The 20,697-nt window shown below is 54.0% G+C and carries 19 protein-coding genes; 11 read left to right on the top strand and 8 right to left on the bottom strand.

Features of this window, described 5'->3' with window-relative positions; translation table 11 throughout:
- Positions 1-17: 17 nt before the first annotated feature.
- Positions 18-836, top strand: a complete 819-nt coding sequence (locus JMJ16_RS30215) for a tetratricopeptide repeat protein (RefSeq protein ID WP_201387624.1) — start codon at positions 18-20, stop codon at positions 834-836.
- Positions 837-928: 92 nt separating this feature from the next.
- Complete coding sequence (locus tag JMJ16_RS30210) at positions 929-2,542, top strand: helix-turn-helix domain-containing protein (protein ID WP_236601840.1); 1,614 nt, start codon at positions 929-931, stop codon at positions 2,540-2,542.
- A gap of 19 nt (positions 2,543-2,561) precedes the next feature.
- On the opposite strand, the gene JMJ16_RS30205 is transcribed toward JMJ16_RS30210, so the two are convergent.
- Entirely contained in the window at positions 2,562-3,641 is a 1,080-nt protein-coding gene (locus tag JMJ16_RS30205) for an L-threonylcarbamoyladenylate synthase (protein ID WP_201387619.1), read from the bottom strand.
- Between the two features lie 263 nt (positions 3,642-3,904).
- On the opposite strand from JMJ16_RS30205, the gene purU reads away from it, so the two are divergent.
- The 3 genes from purU to JMJ16_RS30190 all read left to right on the top strand — a co-directional run bounded on the left by purU (position 3,905) and on the right by JMJ16_RS30190 (position 6,950).
- A complete protein-coding gene (purU, locus tag JMJ16_RS30200; RefSeq protein WP_201387617.1) occupies positions 3,905-4,768 on the top strand; it encodes a formyltetrahydrofolate deformylase in 864 nt (287 codons plus the stop codon).
- Between the two features lie 78 nt (positions 4,769-4,846).
- Complete coding sequence (locus JMJ16_RS30195; protein ID WP_201387615.1) at positions 4,847-6,322, top strand: serine hydrolase; 1,476 nt, start codon at positions 4,847-4,849, stop codon at positions 6,320-6,322.
- A 214-nt stretch (positions 6,323-6,536) separates the two neighbouring features.
- The gene (locus JMJ16_RS30190) at positions 6,537-6,950 is read left to right on the top strand and encodes a gluconate 2-dehydrogenase subunit 3 family protein (RefSeq protein WP_201387613.1); all 414 of its coding nucleotides are present in this window, start codon (positions 6,537-6,539) and stop codon (positions 6,948-6,950) included.
- 94 nt (positions 6,951-7,044) lie between these two features.
- Here JMJ16_RS30190 and JMJ16_RS30185 read toward each other — a convergent pair whose 3' ends face one another.
- Both JMJ16_RS30185 and JMJ16_RS30180 read right to left on the bottom strand, forming a co-directional pair.
- Positions 7,045-8,316 (bottom strand): serine/threonine-protein kinase, encoded by a 1,272-nt coding sequence (locus tag JMJ16_RS30185; protein ID WP_201387610.1) that lies wholly within the window; start codon positions 8,314-8,316, stop codon positions 7,045-7,047.
- A 232-nt stretch (positions 8,317-8,548) separates the two neighbouring features.
- Positions 8,549-9,535: an alpha/beta hydrolase gene (locus JMJ16_RS30180; protein ID WP_201389188.1), complete on the bottom strand. Its 987-nt coding sequence runs from the start codon at positions 9,533-9,535 to the stop codon at positions 8,549-8,551.
- Positions 9,536-9,805: 270 nt separating this feature from the next.
- Between JMJ16_RS30180 and JMJ16_RS30175 the strand changes: the two genes are divergently transcribed.
- Positions 9,806-10,519 (top strand): TetR/AcrR family transcriptional regulator, encoded by a 714-nt coding sequence (locus JMJ16_RS30175; protein ID WP_201387608.1) that lies wholly within the window; start codon positions 9,806-9,808, stop codon positions 10,517-10,519.
- A 182-nt stretch (positions 10,520-10,701) separates the two neighbouring features.
- Here JMJ16_RS30175 and JMJ16_RS30170 read toward each other — a convergent pair whose 3' ends face one another.
- Both JMJ16_RS30170 and JMJ16_RS30165 read right to left on the bottom strand, forming a co-directional pair.
- Positions 10,702-11,118, bottom strand: coding sequence for a cupin domain-containing protein (locus tag JMJ16_RS30170; protein ID WP_201387606.1), 417 nt, complete (start codon positions 11,116-11,118; stop codon positions 10,702-10,704).
- A gap of 523 nt (positions 11,119-11,641) precedes the next feature.
- A complete protein-coding gene (locus JMJ16_RS30165; protein ID WP_201387604.1) occupies positions 11,642-12,181 on the bottom strand; it encodes a DinB family protein in 540 nt (179 codons plus the stop codon).
- Between the two features lie 562 nt (positions 12,182-12,743).
- Between JMJ16_RS30165 and JMJ16_RS56435 the strand changes: the two genes are divergently transcribed.
- The 3 genes from JMJ16_RS56435 to JMJ16_RS30150 all read left to right on the top strand — a co-directional run bounded on the left by JMJ16_RS56435 (position 12,744) and on the right by JMJ16_RS30150 (position 14,934).
- The gene (locus tag JMJ16_RS56435) at positions 12,744-13,568 is read left to right on the top strand and encodes a PadR family transcriptional regulator (RefSeq protein WP_201379230.1); all 825 of its coding nucleotides are present in this window, start codon (positions 12,744-12,746) and stop codon (positions 13,566-13,568) included.
- Between the two features lie 74 nt (positions 13,569-13,642).
- Positions 13,643-14,194 carry a helix-turn-helix domain-containing protein gene (locus JMJ16_RS30155; RefSeq protein ID WP_201377651.1) on the top strand — a complete coding sequence of 184 codons (552 nt, stop codon included), beginning with the start codon at positions 13,643-13,645 and terminating at the stop codon, positions 14,192-14,194.
- Positions 14,195-14,199: 5 nt separating this feature from the next.
- The gene (locus JMJ16_RS30150; RefSeq protein ID WP_236601078.1) at positions 14,200-14,934 is read left to right on the top strand and encodes a transposase; all 735 of its coding nucleotides are present in this window, start codon (positions 14,200-14,202) and stop codon (positions 14,932-14,934) included.
- 110 nt (positions 14,935-15,044) lie between these two features.
- On the opposite strand, the gene JMJ16_RS30145 is transcribed toward JMJ16_RS30150, so the two are convergent.
- The 3 genes from JMJ16_RS30145 to JMJ16_RS30135 all read right to left on the bottom strand — a co-directional run bounded on the left by JMJ16_RS30145 (position 15,045) and on the right by JMJ16_RS30135 (position 18,151).
- On the bottom strand, positions 15,045-15,359 hold the full coding sequence (locus JMJ16_RS30145) for a DUF3307 domain-containing protein (protein ID WP_201379231.1): 315 nt from the start codon (positions 15,357-15,359) through the stop codon (positions 15,045-15,047).
- A gap of 98 nt (positions 15,360-15,457) precedes the next feature.
- On the bottom strand, positions 15,458-17,020 hold the full coding sequence (locus JMJ16_RS30140; RefSeq protein WP_201387601.1) for an O-antigen ligase: 1,563 nt from the start codon (positions 17,018-17,020) through the stop codon (positions 15,458-15,460).
- A gap of 411 nt (positions 17,021-17,431) precedes the next feature.
- Complete coding sequence (locus tag JMJ16_RS30135; RefSeq protein WP_201371704.1) at positions 17,432-18,151, bottom strand: metal-dependent transcriptional regulator; 720 nt, start codon at positions 18,149-18,151, stop codon at positions 17,432-17,434.
- A 261-nt stretch (positions 18,152-18,412) separates the two neighbouring features.
- Between JMJ16_RS30135 and JMJ16_RS30130 the strand changes: the two genes are divergently transcribed.
- Both JMJ16_RS30130 and trpS read left to right on the top strand, forming a co-directional pair.
- Positions 18,413-19,117: a LysM peptidoglycan-binding domain-containing protein gene (locus JMJ16_RS30130; RefSeq protein WP_201387599.1), complete on the top strand. Its 705-nt coding sequence runs from the start codon at positions 18,413-18,415 to the stop codon at positions 19,115-19,117.
- A 507-nt stretch (positions 19,118-19,624) separates the two neighbouring features.
- A complete protein-coding gene (trpS, locus tag JMJ16_RS30125; RefSeq protein WP_201389186.1) occupies positions 19,625-20,662 on the top strand; it encodes a tryptophan--tRNA ligase in 1,038 nt (345 codons plus the stop codon).
- Positions 20,663-20,697 lie beyond the last annotated feature (35 nt).

The following is a 20,697-nucleotide window of genomic DNA, read 5'->3' as shown; positions in this document are numbered from 1 at the left end:
GGTGGAGGTGTCGTTCGATGACGCAAACACTATCATCGGAAGAGAAGATCCGACTCAAAAAACAGTGGACTGATCAGGCGATAAAACAGGCCCAGGAGGGCTCGTGGGACGAAGCTGTTCAGACCAATAAAAACGTTTTGAATATTTTTCCCACAGAGCCTGACGCCTATAATCGTCTGGGTAAGGCTTACAGCGAGTTGGGGCAGTACCAGAACGCACATGATGCCTACTCGCAGACCTTAAAGTATAGTCCGGCTAATACCATTGCCAGGAAGAATATTGACCGCCTGGCTCTGCTGATTGAGCAGGAAGGGCCGGTCTCTGCCCGTGGGAGAGAGCGCATTGATCCGCGCCTCTTTGTGGAGGAGAAGGGCAAGACCGCGGTAACCGAGCTGGTCAATATTGCCACAAGCGCCATTCTAGCGAAAGTTGGAGTTGGTGATGTCGCGCAACTGCACATCAATGGGCATACCCTTCAGGTGCGCAACTCGGAGGAGGAGATTATTGGGCAGGTCGAGCCACGCCTGGCCAACCGCATTATTGAGTTCACCCAGGGTGGCAACCGCTATGTCGCTGGCATCCAGGCAGTGGAAAACGGGCGAGTACGCATTATTATCCGCGAGGTGTACCAGCATCCCAACATGTTTGGTAAGGTGAGCTTCCCCTCGCAGGGTGGTGGTGACACGATCCGCGCGTACATTAAGGACTCGATGCTGCGCCTCGACCGTGATGACGATGAAGATTTCTCGAACGAGGACGAGTACTACGATAGCGGTGATGAGAGCGAAGAGGCCGAAGACGTGGAGTTCGACGGCAATCTCGACTCTGAAGAGTAAATACGACTGCGCATCTCTGATGCGTAGAGTTTTTCGTAGTCTAGAAGCATGTAGGCACGTCCCTACTGAGAGAATGAAATCCCGTGAGTAACATGAGCAGCCTCTTACCATCAGCGTCATCGGCCTCAGTCCGAAATATTCTGACCCTGCTCTCCTCACGGGATGCTCATTTAGTAGCGGGAGCAGGAGGACAGGAGCGTCGTGTCACCTGGGCGAGTCCTATGCGCGTGCGTCTCCCTGCATTTGAGAGTGTGCAAGGTGGCGAAATTGCCCTCCTGACTCTCTCACAACTCCGCCGCTTGAACGAAACCCTTCCCCATCTCCTAAATAGCCTCCACCAGGCGGGTGTCTCCGCCGTAGCGGTAGGCGCAGCCTCCAGCGAGGCCCTGGGCGAGGAGTCGCTCGCCTTTGCCGATCGGCATAACCTGCCGCTCATTCTCCTCCCGGCCAATGCTCAGATAGAAGAGGTTGCCCGCGAGATTATCTACTTTGTGGTCAGCTTTCGTGGCGAGATCGAGCGCCAGGCGACCGAGATCGCCCATCACTTGATGCAACTGAGCGTCCAGGGAGTAGGTGCTCAGGGCATCTGTGACTACCTGGCTCTGCACCGGCAGAAATGGGTTGTCGTAGAAGACGCCGAACATGAGATCCGTAATCAGGGCGTTCCTCCCGAACGCCAGTCATTACCTCTGACGATACACCTCAACGACCAGGTGCTCAGGCAACAGGGACTGACGCGCGTAGTCGAGCCGATTATGATTCGCCATGAGGCGGTTGGCTATATCTCCCTGATTGGGGAAGAGAATAACTTTGACTACCTGGAACGCATCATCCTACGCCAGGTAGCCCCTATTCTCGCCATGGAGGTCGCCCGTGAGCGAGAGCGCAATGAGGTAGAGAATCGCTACCATGTCGAGGCGTTTACCAATATTTTACAGGGGCGTTATCAGCAGCCGGAAGAGGTGCTAGCAAGGGCACGTATTTTAGGCTATGACCTGGCCATTCCCCAGGTGGTCGCCGTTTTTGAGATTGCTTCCACAGAGGCGGCACCCTCCACACATAACTCAACCCTCCCCCCGTGGGGCAGGCGTGTGCGGGATGAGCTACAACGCGTCTGGCCTGGCTGCTGGGTTCTTACAGAGACACGGCGCCTGGTGGCGTTGCTGCCCCTGAGCACACCAGGAGAGAAGAGTAGCGGCACAGGCGAAGGTGAGATCTATGAGCGTCTCCAGCGCGTGGAGACACGTCTGCGCATCGAGGGACACACACAATGCTCCTGTGGTATTGGCCGGATCTCGCAGCAGCTTCAGGGCATTCCACAGTCGTATCGCGAGGCGCAACAAGCTCTGGAGATTGGCAGCCGCCTCTTCGGTGAAGGCAAGCTACACTCCTTCTCACGGCTAGGTGTCTACCGCCTGCTCTTCCACCTGGATGGGCATAACGAACTCAATACCTTCTACCAGGAGACGCTCGGTCCCCTGCTCAACTCAGATAGCCGCAACGATGGGACGCTGCTCGAAACGCTAGAATGCTTCTTCCGCTGCAATGGCAACCTGAGCGAGACCGCACGCACTATGCACCTGCACCGCAACTCACTGCTCTATCGCCTCGGGCGTATCGAGGAGCTGCTCGGGCACACTTTGGAGGACGCGGAACTGCGCCTCTCCCTCCAGATCGCCCTCAAGATTCACCACTTGCGTAAGTAGCCTGCCAGGGGGGGCGAGGTTAGCAAGGGATGAGTTTGCCGCCGGTGGCTTTGAGCAGGCGGTCGCGAATGGCGAGGCCAAGGCCCGTTTCAGGGAAGGCGCGACAGAGGATCACATCAACTCCGGCGTCTTCAAGGGTGCGCAGGCCAGCGAAGAGGCGCGAAGCAACCTTTGTGGAATCATCTTCACTCCCAAGAACATACATCGAGGCGCCACTGGATTGAAAATACGCCACATCTTCATCGGCGATCAAGACGCCCACGGTCTCGCCCTGGCGCTGGCGACGCTGAAGATCCAGCAGCATGGCGTGGCGCATGGACATTGATGCGCCTTCAAAGAGGAAGGCGGGCACGCGAGGCGCGTAATGAATCAACATCTGCCCGGGCGACTTCTGCGCCTCGGCCTCATGCGCGAGATCAGGAGTAGCTAGCGAGCGGGCGCGTGGCGGCTGCACCTGGGGAAGAAGGACGCGCAATGTCTCCAGACTCACACCGCCCGGTCGAAGGATTGTTGGCAGCTCTGAACTCATATCGAGAATCGTAGACTCGACCCCGACAGCACTGGCTCCGCCATCGAGAATCAAAGGGACACGTCCCTTGAGATCGGCCTCGACATGCTGCGCGGTCGTAGGGCTTACATGCATGAAACGATTGGCGCTGGGCGCGGCAACAGGTGCTCCAAGGGCGCGAATGAGGCCAAGCGCGACCGGGTGAGAAGGCATACGGATAGCGACGGTATCCAGCCCTGAGGTTACGAGACGAGGCACACGCGGATGGGCCGGCAGAACGAGGGTGAGAGGGCCGGGCCAGAAGTGGCGCATCACCTGCCGGGCCTGTTCGGAGATATCGCGCACGAGGTGCTCTATATCGGCCTCGGAGGCAATATGTACAATCAAGGGATCGCTATAGGGGCGCTCTTTAGCCGCGAATATCTTCTCAACAGCGGCTGGTTGCAGAGCCGCAGCCCCCAGGCCATACACGGTCTCCGTAGGGAACACGACAAGCTCACCCGCGCGCAGCAGGGTGGCCGCATGTGCCAGAACATGCTCTTCTGGTTGCCTGGAATTGATAGGTAGTATTTCAGTTTGTATAGTAGGCATGGCCATGAAACTCTCTCTCGACATAGGTTTTTACAGATATTGTCAGAGATTATAGCATGTTCTTATTGTGGCTGAACAGGAGTAAGAAAGCTCAGCTAAGGATGAATAAGCGGTAAAATAGTAGCCAAAATAGGATGGCATGCATTGACAAAATTAGAAAAGATGCCTATGATAGAGGCTGCAACGAGGCATACTGCCCTATTTAGAGGCGGGGAACGGAATACGCTCAATATATTTCATTGCGTACGGTGGGAGGGCATTTGATGTCTATCGCGAAGCCAACAATTACGCTGTTGATCTCATGTCCAGATCGTCCTGGCATCGTTGCCACAGTCTCAAACTTCATCTTTGAGCACCAGGGAAATATCGTCGAGTCGGCACAGCATTCAAGCAACCAGCAGGAGTGCCGCTTCTTTATGCGTGTGAGCTTTGCCGCGGAGGGCTTCAAGCTCTCGCCCACAGAACTACGCGAGGCCTTCGCGCCACTGGCAGAAAAATTCCAGATGCAGTGGAGCGTTGCCTATTCGGAGCAGCGCAAACGCGTGGGCATTTTCGTCAGCAAGCTAGATCACTGCCTGATAGACCTGCTCTGGCGCTGGAAGCACGGCGAGTTACAGATGGATATCCCCTTTATCATCAGCAACCATCATGTGCTAGAGCCACTAGCGAAGATGTATGATGTTCCCTTCTATCACTTTCCCGTCGCTAAAGAGACGCGTACAGCAGATGAAAAGCACATCCTGGAGTTCCTTGATGGCAAAGTGGACTTTTTGATTCTGGCCCGCTATATGCAGATCCTCGAACCCTTTTTCGTTGCCGCCTATCCCCACCGGATTATTAACATCCACCATAGCTTCCTCCCGGCTTTCGTAGGGGCCAATCCCTATCAGCGAGCATTTGAGCGTGGCGTCAAGCTCATCGGGGCCACCGCCCATTATGTGACCGACAATCTCGACGAAGGTCCTATTATCGCCCAGGATGTCATCCACTGTGATCACCGTGATAATACCGAAGACCTGATCCGCAAGGGAAGCGATGTGGAGCGCAGGGTTTTAGCGGAGGCGGTGAGATTACATACCGAGAACCGCGTACTCATTTACGAGAACAAGACATTGACCTTTGACTAGACAATCATATATAGTAGCCACGATCCACTGACAGACATCCATCATCCGCTTAGCCAGGACAGTAAAGAAAAGAAATACATGGCTCAATTCGGTAAGAGAGAGACTCTGAACGCGCTCGAAAACTTTATCACAGCACATATGGAGCGCTGGCACACGCCAGGGCTGGCAATCGCCATCATAAAAGAGGGCGAGGTGCTCTATACGCAGGGCTTCGGCAAGCGAAACCTGGAACACAACCTTGATGTGACGCCTGAAACGCGCTTTGCAATTGGGTCCTGCACCAAGGCCTTTACCACCAGCGCGATGGCGCTCCTCGTGGATGAAGGGAAACTGGACTGGGATCGGCCAGTAAAGGAGTACCTGCCCTATTTCAAGCTCCATGATTCCTATGCCAGCGAACACGTCACGCCCCGCGACCTGGTCACGCATCGTACCGGCTTACCACGTCATGAATTGCTCTGGTATACCTCGGCGCTCTCACGAGAAGAGCTCGTCAAGCGTCTGCAATACCTGCCGCCCAATAAAAGTTTTCGCCAGGGATGGCAATACCAGAACCTGATGTATGTCGCGGCGGGACACCTGGTAGAGGTCGTAGCGGGTCAGAGCTGGGAGAGCTTTGTGCAACAACGCCTCTTCGCCCCGCTGGGAATGACGGATAGCGTTTTTGATGCCGAATCGGCGCGTGCAACAGGGAACTACGCGTCTCCCTATCGCCAGATAGGTGAAGGTCTGGAGGAGATGCAATGGTATAGCAACTGGCAGACACTTGGGCCAGCTGGCAGTATCCATACCGACATCATCGATATGAGCAAATGGGTTCTTTTTCACCTGCAGCAAGGAGTCTATGATGGACAGCGCTTGATCTCACAGAAACAAATGCAGGAGATGCACACCCCACAGGTTTTCAAACCCGAAGAGCGCAAATACAAAGAGCTTTTTTATGATAGCTACGCCCTTGGCTGGTCGGTAAATACATACCGGGGAGAGACCCTGGTGCGGCATGGAGGCAATATCGATGGTTTCAGCTCGCTAACCGCGTTCATGCCAGAGAAACAGCTTGGCCTCGTGGTCCTGACCAACCATAATAGCGGGCCCGTCCAGAGTCTCGTCGCCTATTATGTTCTGGATTGCCTGCTAGAACTGGAAACAGTAGACTGGCACACACGTTTTGAGCAAGAATATCGCCTGAGCGCGACCGAGAAAGAGCAGCGTCGCACAGCGCACAAAGCGGCACATATCGCAGAGACCCACCCCTCCCATGAGTTAGAGGCATACACGGGGGTATTTGAGCATCCAGGGTATGGATGCATCTCCATCATACAGGAAGACGCGAGGTTGCGCCTGCGCTACAACGAACTGGACTTTGAGCTCCAGCACTATCACTACGATAGCTTCGAGCTACGTAGCACCAACTACGATCCAAATGGAGATCTCATCTGCTCCTTTGTCACCGATGCACGGGGAGAGATCTCAAGCTGCCTCCTACCACTTGAAGAAAGCCTATCGGCTTTTTCATTCGTGCGGAGACCAGCGGAGCAAGAGCCTGCCCGGTAAACAAAGGAGCAGCGTCACGACTTTGTAGTAGCAATTCGATATACGTTATACGTAGAGCAGTAAGATAGTGTGTTTTTGACTATTATTCAACTACAACAGCCACAACAGCGCGAAACATACAAGCTGAACTTTGGTTGATAAAAACCTCATGGATATGATACTATTAGGTAAGGTAGTAACGGTTGATAGTCTCAACTATAAAAGGACTCCCCCAATGAGAGAGATGCTCAGGCAGACGCCGACCTCGCAGATGTGTGCGCTAGCCCTCACCTACGAGGAACGGACCCAGTTAAATTCGATCATAGATTTACTTATTCCATCAGATGACGATTTTCCCTCGCCATCGAGTCTTCAACTTATTGATGAGTTCCTCTTTTATGTCCTCCCTAGCTCCAGCAACAAAGTTCCACGTATGATCAACATTAAACGCCTACGCGTGGTACTGCAGGACCTCAACCAGGCCGCGGGAGGAAATTTTTGTAGTGTGAGTCTTGAGCAACAAAATTATTTGCTTCAGCAGCTTGAGAGACGCGATCCAGCCTTTTTCCAGGAACTCTGGACACTGGCAACGCATAGTTATTACACGCGCCTGGCCAGGTCAGACAAACGCGAGACTATTTTAACCTAAAACTATTTTGGACCTAGAGGCTGTGGCCGCATGGGATATCGCTGCGCTCGGAGTCCATGCCTGCATGGACCTTACAATTTGGCAACTGCTCTCATTAGCCATTCGGAAAGTAGAAAGATGAGAGCAGGGCGCCTATCAGGCCGAGTAAAAGCAGGACAACGACCAGCAACGCCAGCCACTGGCTCCAGAGGAGGCCCAGGAAGCGAGCCTGCATGTCTTCGACAGGGTCTGGAGACTGCGGCTCTGGCAAGGCCGGGGCGCTGGCGAGAACCTGGTTTTCCGTAGGAGCCGCTGTCAGGATGCCTGGAGGGGATGCGACAGGGGAAGTAGATTCCTGCACAGGTTTACGCATGGTCAACAGGCCAGTTACCTCATGCTTACGCAGTATGGGGGCAGGTTCGACTGACTGCTCTTCGCACTGGAAGCCGGTCACAGGCTGCGAAAGTGTAGCGGGTGCCATGAATGGCCTATGCCCCCAATGCTCCTGCTGCTGGGACGGCGCAGGCTCCAGAAGCGGAGAAAGCGGCAGGACAACACGTTCAGACATCACGGCCTGCTGAAAAGCAAGGCTGAGTTCATGTGCGGAGGAGAAACGCTCCTCCGCTCGCTTCCGTAACGCGCGCAAAACCACCTGCTCTACCGATGAAGAGAGCGTGGGATCGAAACTGCGCAGGGCAGGTGGCGCCTCGCGTACATGTTTGAGTAATACGTCGGATGGGGTCTCGCCCACAAACGGCAGGTGGCCCGTCAACAGGCGAAAAAGCAAGACACCAAGCGCATAGATATCGCTTGAGCGGCGCAAAACGCCGAGCGATTGTTCAGGGGCGGCATAGGCAGCCGATCCCCAGCCTACACATGTCAGCGACTGCTGGCGCTCATCATAGCCACAGGCGATGCCAAAATCTGCTAGCAGCATCCGCCCATCTGCAGAGACAAAGATATTCGAAGGCTTCAAATTTCCATGAAGCACCTCGTGCTCATGCGCGTACTGCACGGCGCAACATACTTGCTGTATGATAGACAGAGCCTGGATCGTTGAAAAGCGCCCCCCAACCTTACCTAGCAAATCGTCTAATGTCCCCGTCACAATAAAAGGGGTCACCATATAGAGCAAGCCATGCTCCTCGCCATACGCCAGCAACGGTAGGATATACTCCTGCTGAAAACGCATGATCTTGCGCGACTCAGAGAGAAAATAGCGGCGTGCAAGCGCGTGCAAGGCGTATCCAGGCCGAAAGACCTTTACCGCGACCTCTCCCTCCTCCAGGTGGGCCGACCGCGCGCAGTAGACATCGGCCACCTGCCCCACAGCCAACCGCCTGAAGAGGTAATAACCATTAAGCGTCGTTCCTGTCACATCCTTCATTACCTCTTCCTTTCCACGCGCCCTTACAGCAAACCTTCGAGCCGTTTGGCACGTATCTTTGCATAGAGGATATTGCTAAGAACTGACTTTACCGAACTAAACGCGAATTGGAGCGCTTTTCGAAGATATTTTAGGTGGACGCAAGTAATTCGTAAGGAGACGCCCTGGCTTTCTATGAGATTGGTGCCCCAAGAGAAGGAGGCTTTCGAGAAATATCCCCCCTCTCTCGATTTCAGGAGTGGTAGGCCGGGAGGTGCTTGTCTGAGCGGCGAGATGGATCAAAGGCGCGTTTCAAGGCAGTTAACAGATCTCGCGCGGCAGCCTGTGTCACCTGGGCGTCGGCGACCATACGGAAGCCGTGGTAGGCGCCAGGATAGACGTGTAACTCCGTTGGCACGCCTGCTCGCATCAAGCGGCGAGCATACTCCAGATCTTCCTCCAGAAACAGATCGAGAGCACCCACGTAGAGAAAGGTGGCGGGTAAGCCCTCCAGATGCTCAGCACGTGCCGCCGCAGCATAGGGCGAAACATCGGGCCCCCCAGGTTCCTGGCCCAACAAAGAACTCCAGCCAAAGCGATTGGCCTCCGGCGTCCAGATGAATTCCCCCGTGTACGGATGCGGGTTTGCCAGTGTACACGTGCGATCATCGAGCATAGGAGCGAGCAGAAATTGGAATGCCAGGGGGACTTCTCCACGGTCACGTGCCAAGAGCGCTAATGCAGCGGCCAGCCCTCCTCCTGCACTGCTGCCGCCAACCGCGATCCGATTCGGATCGATACCCAACTCGTCGACATGAGTAGAGAGCCATTTCAAGGCCGCGTAACAATCCTCGACCGGACCAGGATGGGGCGTCTCAGGGGCCAGACGGTAGTCCACCGAAATGGCAGCACATCCGAGAGCTGACACGATGCTTTTGACCGTGAGATCTTCCGCGTCAGCCGAACCCATAATATACCCGCCCCCATGAAGCCAGAGCAGGGCAGGGGGCGGTCCCTGAATCGAGGTTGGCAGGTAGACCAGCACCCGTACATCGGGTGCCCCTTCTAGGCTGGGGATAAAGCGCTCGCTCACGGAAAGAGCAGAAAACTGGGGCAAGTCCGCAGATGTCCGGGAACTCATGGCGCGTATCTGCCTCAGGGTTTCATCAGTTAATACTGTGGCAGGAATCTGGTCAAGGAGAGCAACAAGCTCAGGATCAACAAGGTGCCTGGTCGTCATCATACCTTCCTTCATTCGTATTCCTCTTGCTCAATGACGGAAAACAGGTCATGTGGCAGCCGTCTTCGGCATGAGCACGAGCTAGCGATGCCATCCCGGACCTTCAAGACAAACACGTGCTCTGTTTTGCATCGTGCTTCAAGCTTCATCTGTGCTTGACGAGGGTTACGGGAGGTCTTATACTCCATATAAGGACAACTGTCCTCAACAAGGAGATTGTAAAGGACAACTGTCCCCCTGTCAAGAGGAGATCACACAAAGAGAGGTGCTATGAAAGCAGGGAAACAGCAAGAACGGGGTGTTATAGCAAAGCGCAGTGGAAGGGAAGCGGGGATGCGCAGGAGGCCAGAACGGCGTCAGGCAGCCGATTTTGACCAGCGAATCTTGCGGGTGGCTCGACAGTTGTTTGCCGAGCGAGGCGTTGAGGATGTCAGTATGCACCAGATTGCCCAGGAAGCAGGTGTGGGTCAGGGGACGCTCTATCGCCGCTACGCCCACAAGGGCGAATTGATCCTGGATCTGCTCAATGAGAGCGCCCAGCGATTCTTAGAAGAGATCCAGGCCTATGCCCAGGATGAGGAAATATGGTCAGCATTACAGCGATTGGAGAGCGTCCTCCAGAGAAGTATTACCTTCATCGAGGAGGAAGGACCATTCCTGGTGGCCATCATGGATACGTCGTCTGCTGAGAGACGAGAGATGAAGTTTGGCACGCAGTACTATCGGGCCTCCCATAGCCTCATCGCGCATCTGCTAGAGGAAGCCATTACCCAGGAGGAACTTGTGCCGCTGGACATTATCTACACTGCTGATGCAATCATTGCAACCTCCGATCCTGCTCTCTATCTCTTTCAACGGCATAAGCGAGGGTACACGCCAGAACAGATCTTAGAAGGGATACGGCGTATCTATATCAAGGGCGTGTCTGTTCGCTCTCCCGGCAACCAGGCTCGTGACAACCAGCCTGAGCCTCCTCCGGCTTAAAGGTGGTAATTGCGCTGAATGATCGAACGAAAATACTGGGCTGAGGGCCATCGCATCGAACTTTCAGCGCTTTTTTTACGCGACCCTTTGCACGAATTTCACCAAGATATGCCTAGCATGTTCGGTGGCCACGTGAATTGAGAACCGCCATCGGGACGGAGACAAAAACGTTGCCAAGGAGGTCAGTGAGCAACCTTGTCTTGAAATGCGTTGATCACAATTGCATGGAGTTCCTCGTCCCCTGTCCAGACGGTGTGGTCTGCATGAGCAGGCCAAAGAACGGCGTCACCAGCCTGGATCTCGCGCGTTTCTCCCGTGGGGCCACCGATACGCACTGTTCCCTGACCGTGAATGACCAGGAAGAGGATCGGATGATCTGCTGCGTGTTCTTCTATGTGGGCATGCGGATCAAAGTACATCGCCTCCACCTGCAGTTCAGCATCCAGCAGCAGAGGCATGCCATTAACACGCCTGGCAAGCGCTTCCAGTTTTTCAGGAGGGACCTGTCCACGTTGGAGCTGGATAGGTACACCGTACAGACCGGGATGATTGCCAGGGATTTTGATTTTGAGCTCAGAGCTGAAACGTCGAATCTGCATGAGTTTGTCTCCTTGAAGCAACAGAGCATAGAGCCCTGCTGATGATTTGAGCGTATGACGACCCATATCATACAGGAGAGAACGAAAACACACACCAGCCCTTTGGACGATGTTTTTTAGGCATTTTTCCAGTATACTAGAAAGAGGACAAGGAAAATGCTGATTTCCCTTGTCCTCCTTGCGGTAACATCACGCTAGCAAAGAGCTCTTCTTGCGCCAAACCTACGTCCCCAAAACGCCAATCTCAAGTTCACATGAATTTCTCCAAGAAATGCCTAGCATTTGCGATGTCTCCATAAAACGTAAGTGCAGGTTGGGAGAAAGCCATTCGTGTTTTGCCTGCTTCTCCTGGAAGACAAGTATGCAGCCACAATATCCTTTACGGAAAGCAAGAGAGTCGGAGGGTGTTGGTGGTACAGTAGAAAACCATCGGCAGTCTGAATGACATGCACGAGGAACTGACATATCGATGGCTTCCTTCTCGCCGCCTTCCAGCAAAGAGCATAACACGTCCTCGGTACGATCAGGATGGTTCAGCTAGAGGAGGTTCGGTAATATGTCCGCCCAGATCACCAAGCTCGGGAGCGTTGATCCCCTGAATGCCAAGGAGGATGACGAGTTCCCCACCATGATGAAGATCGTGGGACATGATACGCCAGATCGTCCACTGGCGCGAGATCGCGTAGGTTTTTCCCCAGTATGTATGCTGATACGTCTGGGCCAGGTCACTGATTGTCCAGGAGTTGAGTGTGGTCTCGATCATTTGCCAGGTCACTTCCAGGCGCCTGACGAGTTCCGCCGCATTTTCGACAATACGATGCTCATCTTCCCATCCATTGACCTGACGAACGACCTCCTTGCTGCCAGGTGCTTGCATCCGTTGGAACCAACCAACCCGTCCCAGGCTCAGGTGGCTAGCGATTTCCCCGACAGAGCGCAGATGGGGTGCAGGTCGATAGGCTAACTGTTGGGGGGAGAGTGGAGCAATGGTTCGTATCAAGCTACGCTGATGGCCATCCCAGCCTTCGTACACACTCATCAATGGGGATGTATCTGTTATCATCAAAAAACTCCTTTTCGGTTTGCTTTTTGAACATTCGACCTCTCGAAGTATATTATGGCAATGTAGAGCATTTTCTAGCAAGAAAATCAGGATCAGACCACCAATTTGTTGGAGAACATACAACGCAACAACTCATTGCCACGGTTTCGGCAAACAACTGTATTGGTGACCTTCTACCTTGAAGCCGGGCAGAAAACCCGAAATTGATCGCCCCGCAATTTTGCAAACATCTAATCCAGGGGTACCGTGACGTGTCGAAGATCTAGTAGATTACGTGTCCATCGAACCACCACTCCACTCAATCGTACAAAAAGAGAAACTACTATCTAACAAACGCGCATGAGTATATCGTTAGCACAGCACAAACTCGGGTGAGTGAGCAAAGATTCGGGTAAAAAGTGGACATAAATTCAGGTGAATTACCGCCAGGCGAGATATTGCTACATTTGGGTCTTGACAACAATACGATATATCGTTTATATTACCAATAACGATATATCGTATTGAGCAAATGACAATGAGAACAGCAAGTACAACACCATCTTGAAAGGAGTGGACAGCAATGCCACGTAGATTTGGAAAAGATTTTGCATTTGAGGGCGCCGGCGGAGACTGGGAGGGGTGGACGCCCCCCTGGGAGTCTGAGAGGCGCCATGGTCATCATGGTCATCATGAACATCATGGTCCAAGAGGCTTCGGGATGTGGATGCGTCGTCGCGGCGGGTTTGGCCCTGGAGGTCCCTTTGGTCCTCACGGCCCATTTGGTCAGCATGGCCCATTTGGAGCCGAGGGTCCCTTTGGCCCTGAGGGTCCCTTTGGCCCTGAAGGCTTTAAGAAGCGCTTCTTTGGGCGCGGTGATATGAAGTATGCCCTGCTAGAGCTTCTACAAGAGCGCCCTATGCATGGCTATGAGATGATGAAGGCCCTGGAGCAGAAATCGAACGGCCTGTATGCCCCTAGCGCGGGTTCGATTTATCCAACATTACAAATGCTTGAAGATCGCGGCCTGGTCACCGTGACTGTAGAAGAGGGCAAGAAGATCTATCACATCACCGACGCCGGGCGTGCCTTCCTGGGCGAGCGCAAGGCGGAGGAGACAAATCCCGCAGGGGGCGCACCTGGACATAACCCCTGGTGGGAGCGCTTCGCGGGGCGCGTTGAGCGTTGGGATGCACCAGAGGTACAGGCACTACGTACCGAGGCTGCCGAGGTCGCACGCCTCTTCGTTATCGCGGCGCGCAGCACAGGTGGAGATGCTCAGCGTCTGACGCAGCTCCACAAAATCCTGGAGGAGACACGCAGTGATCTCTCTACGTTCATCTATGGCAAGGGTGAGAAGCCAAGTGGTCCAGAGGGCGAGAACGGCCCCCAGGTTGAACAAAGCTAGTGGGTCAACTCGCAATTGAGCACCAGGAGGGAAGCGGAGGTGATAGAATAGGAGGAGAAGGAAGGAACACGTCAATGGCTCACTTCCAAAAACATCCCCTGCGTGCTTTCAGCAAACAAGAAGAGCAAGAGTTGCAGCGCATCGTCAAGGCCAGCAGTGAACGGATAGACGTGGCACGGCGAGCCAAAGCGCTGCTGGCAGTAGCGGCCTCGCAGTCTTTTCCGCAGGCAGCATTGGTGGCAGGCTTTAGAGAGGCACGCAGTGTGCGCGAGTTGGTCGAGCGCTTCAATGAGCACGGTCTGGCAGCGCTTTCGATTGCTGCTGGCCGTGGGCGCAAGCCGACCTACACGAGCGCGCAGCAGGCGCGTATTCTGCAAGAAGTACAGAGGACCCCAGATCGCCAGATCGATCAGACTGCTACCTGGTCACTCTCCTTACTACGCAAGGCACTACAAGCCTCGGATCTGCCTCACATCGCCAACGAAACCATTCGTCAGGTGCTGCATGGGTCAGGCTACAGCTATCAGCGAACACGCACTTGGTGCCGCACCGGCTACGCGCTGCGCAAACGCAAAGGCGGCACGGTGACGACCTATGACGAGCAAACACTGGAAAAAAAAGACTGATCGAGTTGGCGTGCGAGCACGCGGAAGCTGCCGGGATCGTGCAACTCAATGAAGATGAAGCTGGACCGTATCAGGCCATCCCACAGCCGGGTTCCTCGTGGCAACCAGAGGGCCATCCCCTGTTGCACCCCCACGAGTACGAGCGCGGGGGCACCGCCAAACTGCTCACCCTCTTTCGTCCGACCACGGGTCTCTTGCGCGCCAAAGGTGTCGTCTCGGCAACCAATGCCGTCTTGCATCCCTGGCTGAAAGAGCAACTCTCGGAGGTGTTGGACGAATTGGAGAAAAAACAGCCAGCAGAGACCTTGCCGCCGGAAGCAGAGCGGGCGCACTATGCGCAGTGGAAAACGTGGTTGTGGCCACACGAGAACGATGAGGGGCTTCCTCCCTTACGTATCGTGCTCGTGTGGGACAATCTGGCTGGGCACCTGACTCCCGACCTCGTGGTATGGTTGTTTCATCATGGGGTGATGCCGCTCTACACCCCCGTTGGTGGCTCGTGGCTCAATATGGCAGAGTCGGTGCAACGCATCATTGTGCCGCGTGCTTTGGCTGGGCAACATCCCAAGAACCCCCAACAAGTCATCGACTGGTTGGAGCAAACCGTGGCCGGTTGGAACGTGAACCCGACGCCCTTTGTCTGGAATGGCAAGCGCAGGCGACGGCGCGAACGCGCGCGGACACGCCGTCTGGCCGGATCGAGCGCTGCAATGATTCGAGGGTATTCAATTGCAAGCTGACCCACTAGTGCATAATACACAAGAAAGAGGGCGTTGCAAGGTTTGCAACGCCCTCTTTCTTATACGTTGTAAAAGCGTCAGCAGCATCGCGCCAGGCACAAACGCCATAGCTAGAATTTGAACGCGAGAATAAGGACGATGGTTAAGATGTGGAGGAGTTGATCAAGCCAGATGGGGCCGATGAGTTTATAGCGCGCCTTCAGTGGGTCAACAATAAAGTGGGTCGCAAAAAGAAGCAGTGTTGCCAGCCAGGAGGGATGGGCAAAGAGCACAAAGACAGCGGTATAGGTCGCACAGTGATAAAAATTGACTTCCCAACTCTTACCTTTTTCCAGACTCATCCAGGTGCTTTGAAAGGCAAAGTCACCCACAAAGTGACAGGCGCACCAGACGAGCAATGTCATCACGGGGATGTCTAATAGCATATATCTTCTCCCGAAAAAACTCTTTTTGTAGTGTAACAGGGATCGGGAGAAGATAGCTATGAGCGGCCTCGCATTCCTACTGTGAGGCCGCTCACAAATTACCTGGTTTTTTCGCGCCACCAGGCGGTCTGTGTGAGCTGGCGCAGAATGAGCAACGCGGCACACAGCAACCAGAAACAGTAGGCGAGATCCTGTTCCAGGAAGGCGCTATCGATCTGACCCTGCACCAGGGCTGCCACCATGGAGGCACCAACACCTACCACCAGCCAGCGATAGACGGCACGCTCAGCCAGTGGGGCAATACGAAGACGCAACAGGATGCGAGAGAAGGTCCAGAAGAAGAGTACCAGCAGCGCTATAAAGGCCAGCAGGCCAAAGATCCCAATGCTTACCCAGACATGCAAGAAGATGTTATGCGGATGTGAGAGCGTTGGCTCATCACTCATCCCCGTCGAAGCACCAGTTATAGGATCTTTGACAATCCAGTAGTGGTACATCGATGTGTGGCACACACTGTTGAGGCTATAGTGGCAGAGCCAGTTATCAAGCCCAACACCAAACCAGGGATAATCCTGGATCATATGCCAGGCGGATTGCCAGAGATAGATGCGCTTCTCAGCCGTACCCACGCCGTGGCTGGAGTGACGTCCCACGACAAAGCCAAGGATACGGTCATGGTAGAGCGCAAAGACGACACCTGCGACGACCAGCAAGACAACCGTCGCGATCAGCAAGACGTTGCGATTGGGCAGGGAGAGCGCACCGATGAAGAGGAGCGCGGCTCCCAGGGCCAGCCAGGCCCCGAGCGATTGCGTCAGGAAGATCGAGATCAGCATGGGGAGACAGAGCACAAGTATCAGGAGGCGCTGGCGCCAGGAGAGCTTGAGCGCCACCAGCCAGGTCAGGGCAATAGGAAGCCCATAATCGATAAAGAGACCGATATTATTCGCATTGCCGTAGACGGTATGAATGCGCACGCCATCAGCCTCTTGAGCCAGGGTATTCTTCATGAAGAAATACTGAATCACACCAAAGAGGCCGATCATCAGACCCGCGCCAATAAGCCCCTTGAGCAGATTTGTTACCTGGCGTGGCGTGCGAATATAGCCCAGGACCAGCACCACATAGAGCAGCGGCAGCAGCACTTCTTTGCGCAGGGCCACCTGGGCATTGCTACGCGAATAGGCAATGACGACTGAGACACAGGCCGCGAGCAGAAAGATCGCAGCCGGGAACAGGAAGGGGCCGAGACGCTCACGCAGCGCCCGCCAGGAGAAAGAGGCGCGCACCTCCTTCTTCAAGACAAGCTGTCCCAGCGCCAGCGCAAAGATGGCAAAGATGGCGATCTCGGCCAGGCTAAAATGCAGAGTTTTGTAGACGGTCTTTGGGTAATGATCCTGAAAATAGGGCAGCGTCAATGGAAAGAGTCCCAGGGCCAGAGGGAGGCGCATCCAGGCCAGGCCCAGAAATATAAGGAGAAAAGGCAGGCCCAGGAAGGGCAGGAGCGAGGCTGGCACAACATGGGGATCGTTCAAGATCCCAAAGGGGAGATTGGTATTTCCTAGCAGATAGTAGAGCATAAAGGAGAGCACCATGCCTATCCCAATGAGCCAGTCTCGACGCGAATTTTCGGTCTGTGCATTGACTGACTCTTCAGACAAGATCACGCCTGCACGTCTTTTTTGTGCTGGTGCCTTCTGCCACTCTGCATCCAGGGAAGGTCTCAACTGAGAAGATTCATGCTCATCATTCATAATATTTTCACACAATCTCGCTAAGATCTTATTCCGAAACCCAACGTCACTGGCGTGCCTAGCGATTCCCCCATTCGGGGACAAGCACGCTCAGGTTTTCGGATAAGTAGTAAGTATTTAGACGCACAGATATATTTGTTCTCGCCGTAAAGAAGAGAACGAGGCCAACATCCTTATTTTTAGGCAGTATAGCAAATATGCGTCGATCTCGTCCAAGAATGAGACGAAAAGACCAGCCTGCGCTCGGTACTCTAGAGGCTGACTGGTCCTGGCAATGCGCACAAGATGAGAAGGCATGTTAGCAAGAGGGAATGGGCTTTAGTTGGCAACGACCCAGATTTTAGCGGCAGAAGCCTTGCTAATCGCGACCTGGCGTCCATCCACTTGTAGCAAGAACTGCTCGCCACGAGCAGTGGGATCGACGTCAGGCTCCACATGCTCTTGCGAAAGCACGGTCACATGCATACGAGGGGTAATGCCTTTCTGATGCAGGTAGAGGATCAACGCCTCTTCATCCTCAACGACTTCAGAGATACAGAGCACAGTGACTTGCTGCCCCTCGGAAACACTGGAGAGGCGCAGGGCATGATTATCCTTGAGATAGGTGCGAGCATTGGGAACGATGCCGGGAATAGGATTGCCATGGGGGCAGGTCTGAGGCAGATCGAGGCTAGCAATCACACGCGACTCGACCGCGCCAGAGATAAAGTGCTCGAGGCGGCAGGCCTCTTCATGCACCTGGTGCCACTGCATTCCCAGCATATCCACCAGGAAACGTTCGGTCAGGCGGTGACGGCGTAGCACGGCCTCCGCCGCCTCATAACCAGCCTCAGTAAGGGTGATATGGCGTTTGCTGTCCATCTCAATGTATCCAGATTTCACCAGGCGTTTTAGCATCTCCGTCACGGTAGGCGCGGAGACCCCAAATTTTTCGGCCAGACGCGCGCCAATCACGAGTTCGCCTTCAACGCTCATGTTATAGATACTTTCCAGATATTCTTCGACCGTCGCGCTCAGCGCTTCGCCTGCTTTCATCATTCTTGGCCCCGTTTCTCCAAACTTGCTAGCCAGTCATATGCGTAGACATTTCTCCTCACTGTAACATGCAGGAAAAAAGCCGTCAAGAGCGTTATTTCAGCACAGCCAGGGACTTTCAAAACTCAATATAGCATTAAAGGGTTGCTATTTGTTTATACAAGAGGGGTCTATAGTAAAGATGTGTTGCAGGCAGAAAGTTGTAAGGGGAGGGGGTAGTGCAAGATGAGAAGATACTTTTTGCAGAAGAGAAGGGGCAGAGGGATGCTGCCATCGCCGTTGTTGGGTGTCTTGCTCCTCTTCCTGTTTACGATGAGTTTTCTCCACTTCCAGACCTTCGCAGCCGATCCAGGGGCGGGCAAGGAGTGCAAATGGTATACCGTCCAGGTGGGAGATAACCTCAATCATATCGCGCAACAATCTGGGGTCTCATTAGCGGATATCGCCCAGGCTAATTACCTGCTGAATATGAACCTGATTCTCTATGGCCAGCAGCTCTGTCTGCCCCAAACGATACAAGAAGCTGGAATATTAGAAGATGGAAGCGTACGCTGGTATGCCTACACAGCACTGGAAAGCTCCTCAAAGACACAGGTGGAAGATATGCTGCGCCAGTACGCGAACGACTATGGTCTTCCAGCGGACCTTGTTCTGGCAATTGCCTGGCAGGAAAGCGGCTGGAAGCAGCACGTCATCGCCAAGGATGGCGGCATTGGTGTCATGCAACTTATGCCCTATACGGCGAAGGCACTCAACAGTACCATTAGTACGAGGCGCGACCCCTATAAGCTTGAGGATAATATCCGCCTGGGAACGTATTACCTCTACAAATTGTGGGAGCGCTATGATGGCGACCTGGACAAGGTGGTCAGCGCCTATAACGAAGGCTCCTGGAACCTGGATCACTACGGTATCTTCAATCATACATATGTCAAAAGTGTAAAGGCCCTGATGGAAAAATATGAATGAAGAAAGCGAAAATGCGCGCATATAGCACTTGACAGAACACAAATTTGTTACTATACTTTTTTCATACGCACAAAGAAATACCGAACGCGATGAACAGGAAAAGTACATAGCCTGTCGACGATGCCAGAGAGTCGGGGATGGTGGAAACCGATATCAGCACAGCTATGGAATGGGCCTGCAAGCTAAAGAGCGAACGTTCTACGCCGATAGAATTAGTAGTACTCTTTCGGAACGTCCCCCGTTATCGAGGACAGGATATGTCACCAGGACAGAGCCAGAAGTAGAGAAAAAGATTGAGCGCTCTGACGAGGCCGTATCCGGCAAAGAGGGATTATTCGCAACCTAGAAAAGCAAGTTAGGCAGCAAAACAACACGATACTGGCGGATAATCTGAACAAGGGTGGTACCACGAAAGCGACACGCTTCTCGTCCCTGTGGGGGATGAGAGGCGTTTTTTGTTTTCTATAAATACATGTTTATTCGGGAGATGGAGCAATGACGATTGAGATGAATGCGAAAGCCACTGAGCAGCTAGCGGCGGGAACTGGCAAGCCTCCCGTGAAGAAACGCACCTTTTCGGGTGTGCAACCGACTGGCAATATTCACCTGGGCAATTACCTGGGAGCCATCCGCAACTGGGTCGAGGGACAGGCACAGTACGAAAACATCTTTTGTATCGTTGACCTGCACGCGATTACCTTGCCCATCGACGCCAGAGAGCTGCACGAGAATACACGCAAGCTAGCGGCGCTCTACCTGGCGGTGGGACTGGACCTGGAACACTGCAAACTGTTTGTCCAGTCGCACGTCCAGGAACACGCCGAGCTGAGCTGGATTCTCAATTGCTTCACTCCTATGGGCTGGTTGAACCGCATGACGCAGTTCAAAACCAAGGCGGCGGATGATCCGGATAGCGTGAGCAACGGCCTGTATAGCTACCCGGTCCTGATGGCCAGCGATATCCTGCTCTACCACGCGCACTATGTCCCCGTTGGTGATGACCAGCGTCAGCACGTCGAGCTGACACGCGATATCGCCCAGCGCTTCAATAGCCTTTACAAACAGCCAGTCTTTACGCTGCCACAGGCACAGATTCGCGATGTCGCGGCGCGCATCATGTCGCTGAGTGAGCCAACCAAGAAGATGAGCAAGAGCGACCCCGATCCGCAGTCACGCATCAACCTGCTGGATGATCCCAAGGTCATTAAGAAGAAGATCGGACGCGCGCAAACAGATTCTGAGCGCCTGGTGAAGTTTGATCCCCAGCGCCCCGGCATCACCAGTCTGCTAGGCATCTACCAGGCGATCACGGGCAAAGAGCAGGCGGTGATCGAAGCCGAATTCGAGGGCAAGGGCTATGGAGACTTCAAGGCCACGCTCACCGAGCAGCTCGTTGCCACGCTGGAACCTATTCAGAAACGCTACTACGAATATATCAATGACATGGGTGAACTGGAGAACATCCTTAAGCAAGGAGCGAACGCGGTTCGCCCCATCGCGCAGGAGACAGTTCGCAACGTCAAAACAGTTGTAGGTCTGGGTTAACACAAAGTGAAAGGGCTTCTGAAGTGAATCACTTC

This window comes from Ktedonobacter sp. SOSP1-52 (assembly GCF_016587395.1).
This window is presented reverse-complemented; position numbering and strand designations above follow the sequence as displayed.

Bases quoted from the DNA above. Each gene is read 5' to 3' on its own strand.
- JMJ16_RS30130 (WP_201387599.1), top strand. From the start codon at position 18,413: ATGCTGCCATCGCCGTTGTTGGGTGTCTTGCTCCTCTTCCTGTTTACG.
- JMJ16_RS30175 (WP_201387608.1), top strand. From the start codon at position 9,806: ATGAAAGCAGGGAAACAGCAAGAACGGGGTGTTATAGCAAAGCGCAGT.
- JMJ16_RS30195 (WP_201387615.1), top strand. From the start codon at position 4,847: ATGGCTCAATTCGGTAAGAGAGAGACTCTGAACGCGCTCGAAAACTTT.
- JMJ16_RS30215 (WP_201387624.1), top strand. From the start codon at position 18: ATGACGCAAACACTATCATCGGAAGAGAAGATCCGACTCAAAAAACAG.
- JMJ16_RS56435 (WP_201379230.1), top strand. From the start codon at position 12,744: ATGCCACGTAGATTTGGAAAAGATTTTGCATTTGAGGGCGCCGGCGGA.
- JMJ16_RS30190 (WP_201387613.1), top strand. From the start codon at position 6,537: ATGAGAGAGATGCTCAGGCAGACGCCGACCTCGCAGATGTGTGCGCTA.
- JMJ16_RS30155 (WP_201377651.1), top strand. From the start codon at position 13,643: ATGGCTCACTTCCAAAAACATCCCCTGCGTGCTTTCAGCAAACAAGAA.
- JMJ16_RS30170 (WP_201387606.1), bottom strand. From the start codon at position 11,118: ATGCAGATTCGACGTTTCAGCTCTGAGCTCAAAATCAAAATCCCTGGC.
- JMJ16_RS30205 (WP_201387619.1), bottom strand. From the start codon at position 3,641: ATGCCTACTATACAAACTGAAATACTACCTATCAATTCCAGGCAACCA.
- trpS (WP_201389186.1), top strand. From the start codon at position 19,625: ATGAATGCGAAAGCCACTGAGCAGCTAGCGGCGGGAACTGGCAAGCCT.
- JMJ16_RS30135 (WP_201371704.1), bottom strand. From the start codon at position 18,151: ATGATGAAAGCAGGCGAAGCGCTGAGCGCGACGGTCGAAGAATATCTG.
- purU (WP_201387617.1), top strand. From the start codon at position 3,905: ATGTCTATCGCGAAGCCAACAATTACGCTGTTGATCTCATGTCCAGAT.
- JMJ16_RS30145 (WP_201379231.1), bottom strand. From the start codon at position 15,359: ATGCTATTAGACATCCCCGTGATGACATTGCTCGTCTGGTGCGCCTGT.
- JMJ16_RS30185 (WP_201387610.1), bottom strand. From the start codon at position 8,316: ATGAAGGATGTGACAGGAACGACGCTTAATGGTTATTACCTCTTCAGG.
- JMJ16_RS30180 (WP_201389188.1), bottom strand. From the start codon at position 9,535: ATGACGACCAGGCACCTTGTTGATCCTGAGCTTGTTGCTCTCCTTGAC.
- JMJ16_RS30210 (WP_236601840.1), top strand. From the start codon at position 929: ATGAGCAGCCTCTTACCATCAGCGTCATCGGCCTCAGTCCGAAATATT.
- JMJ16_RS30165 (WP_201387604.1), bottom strand. From the start codon at position 12,181: ATGATAACAGATACATCCCCATTGATGAGTGTGTACGAAGGCTGGGAT.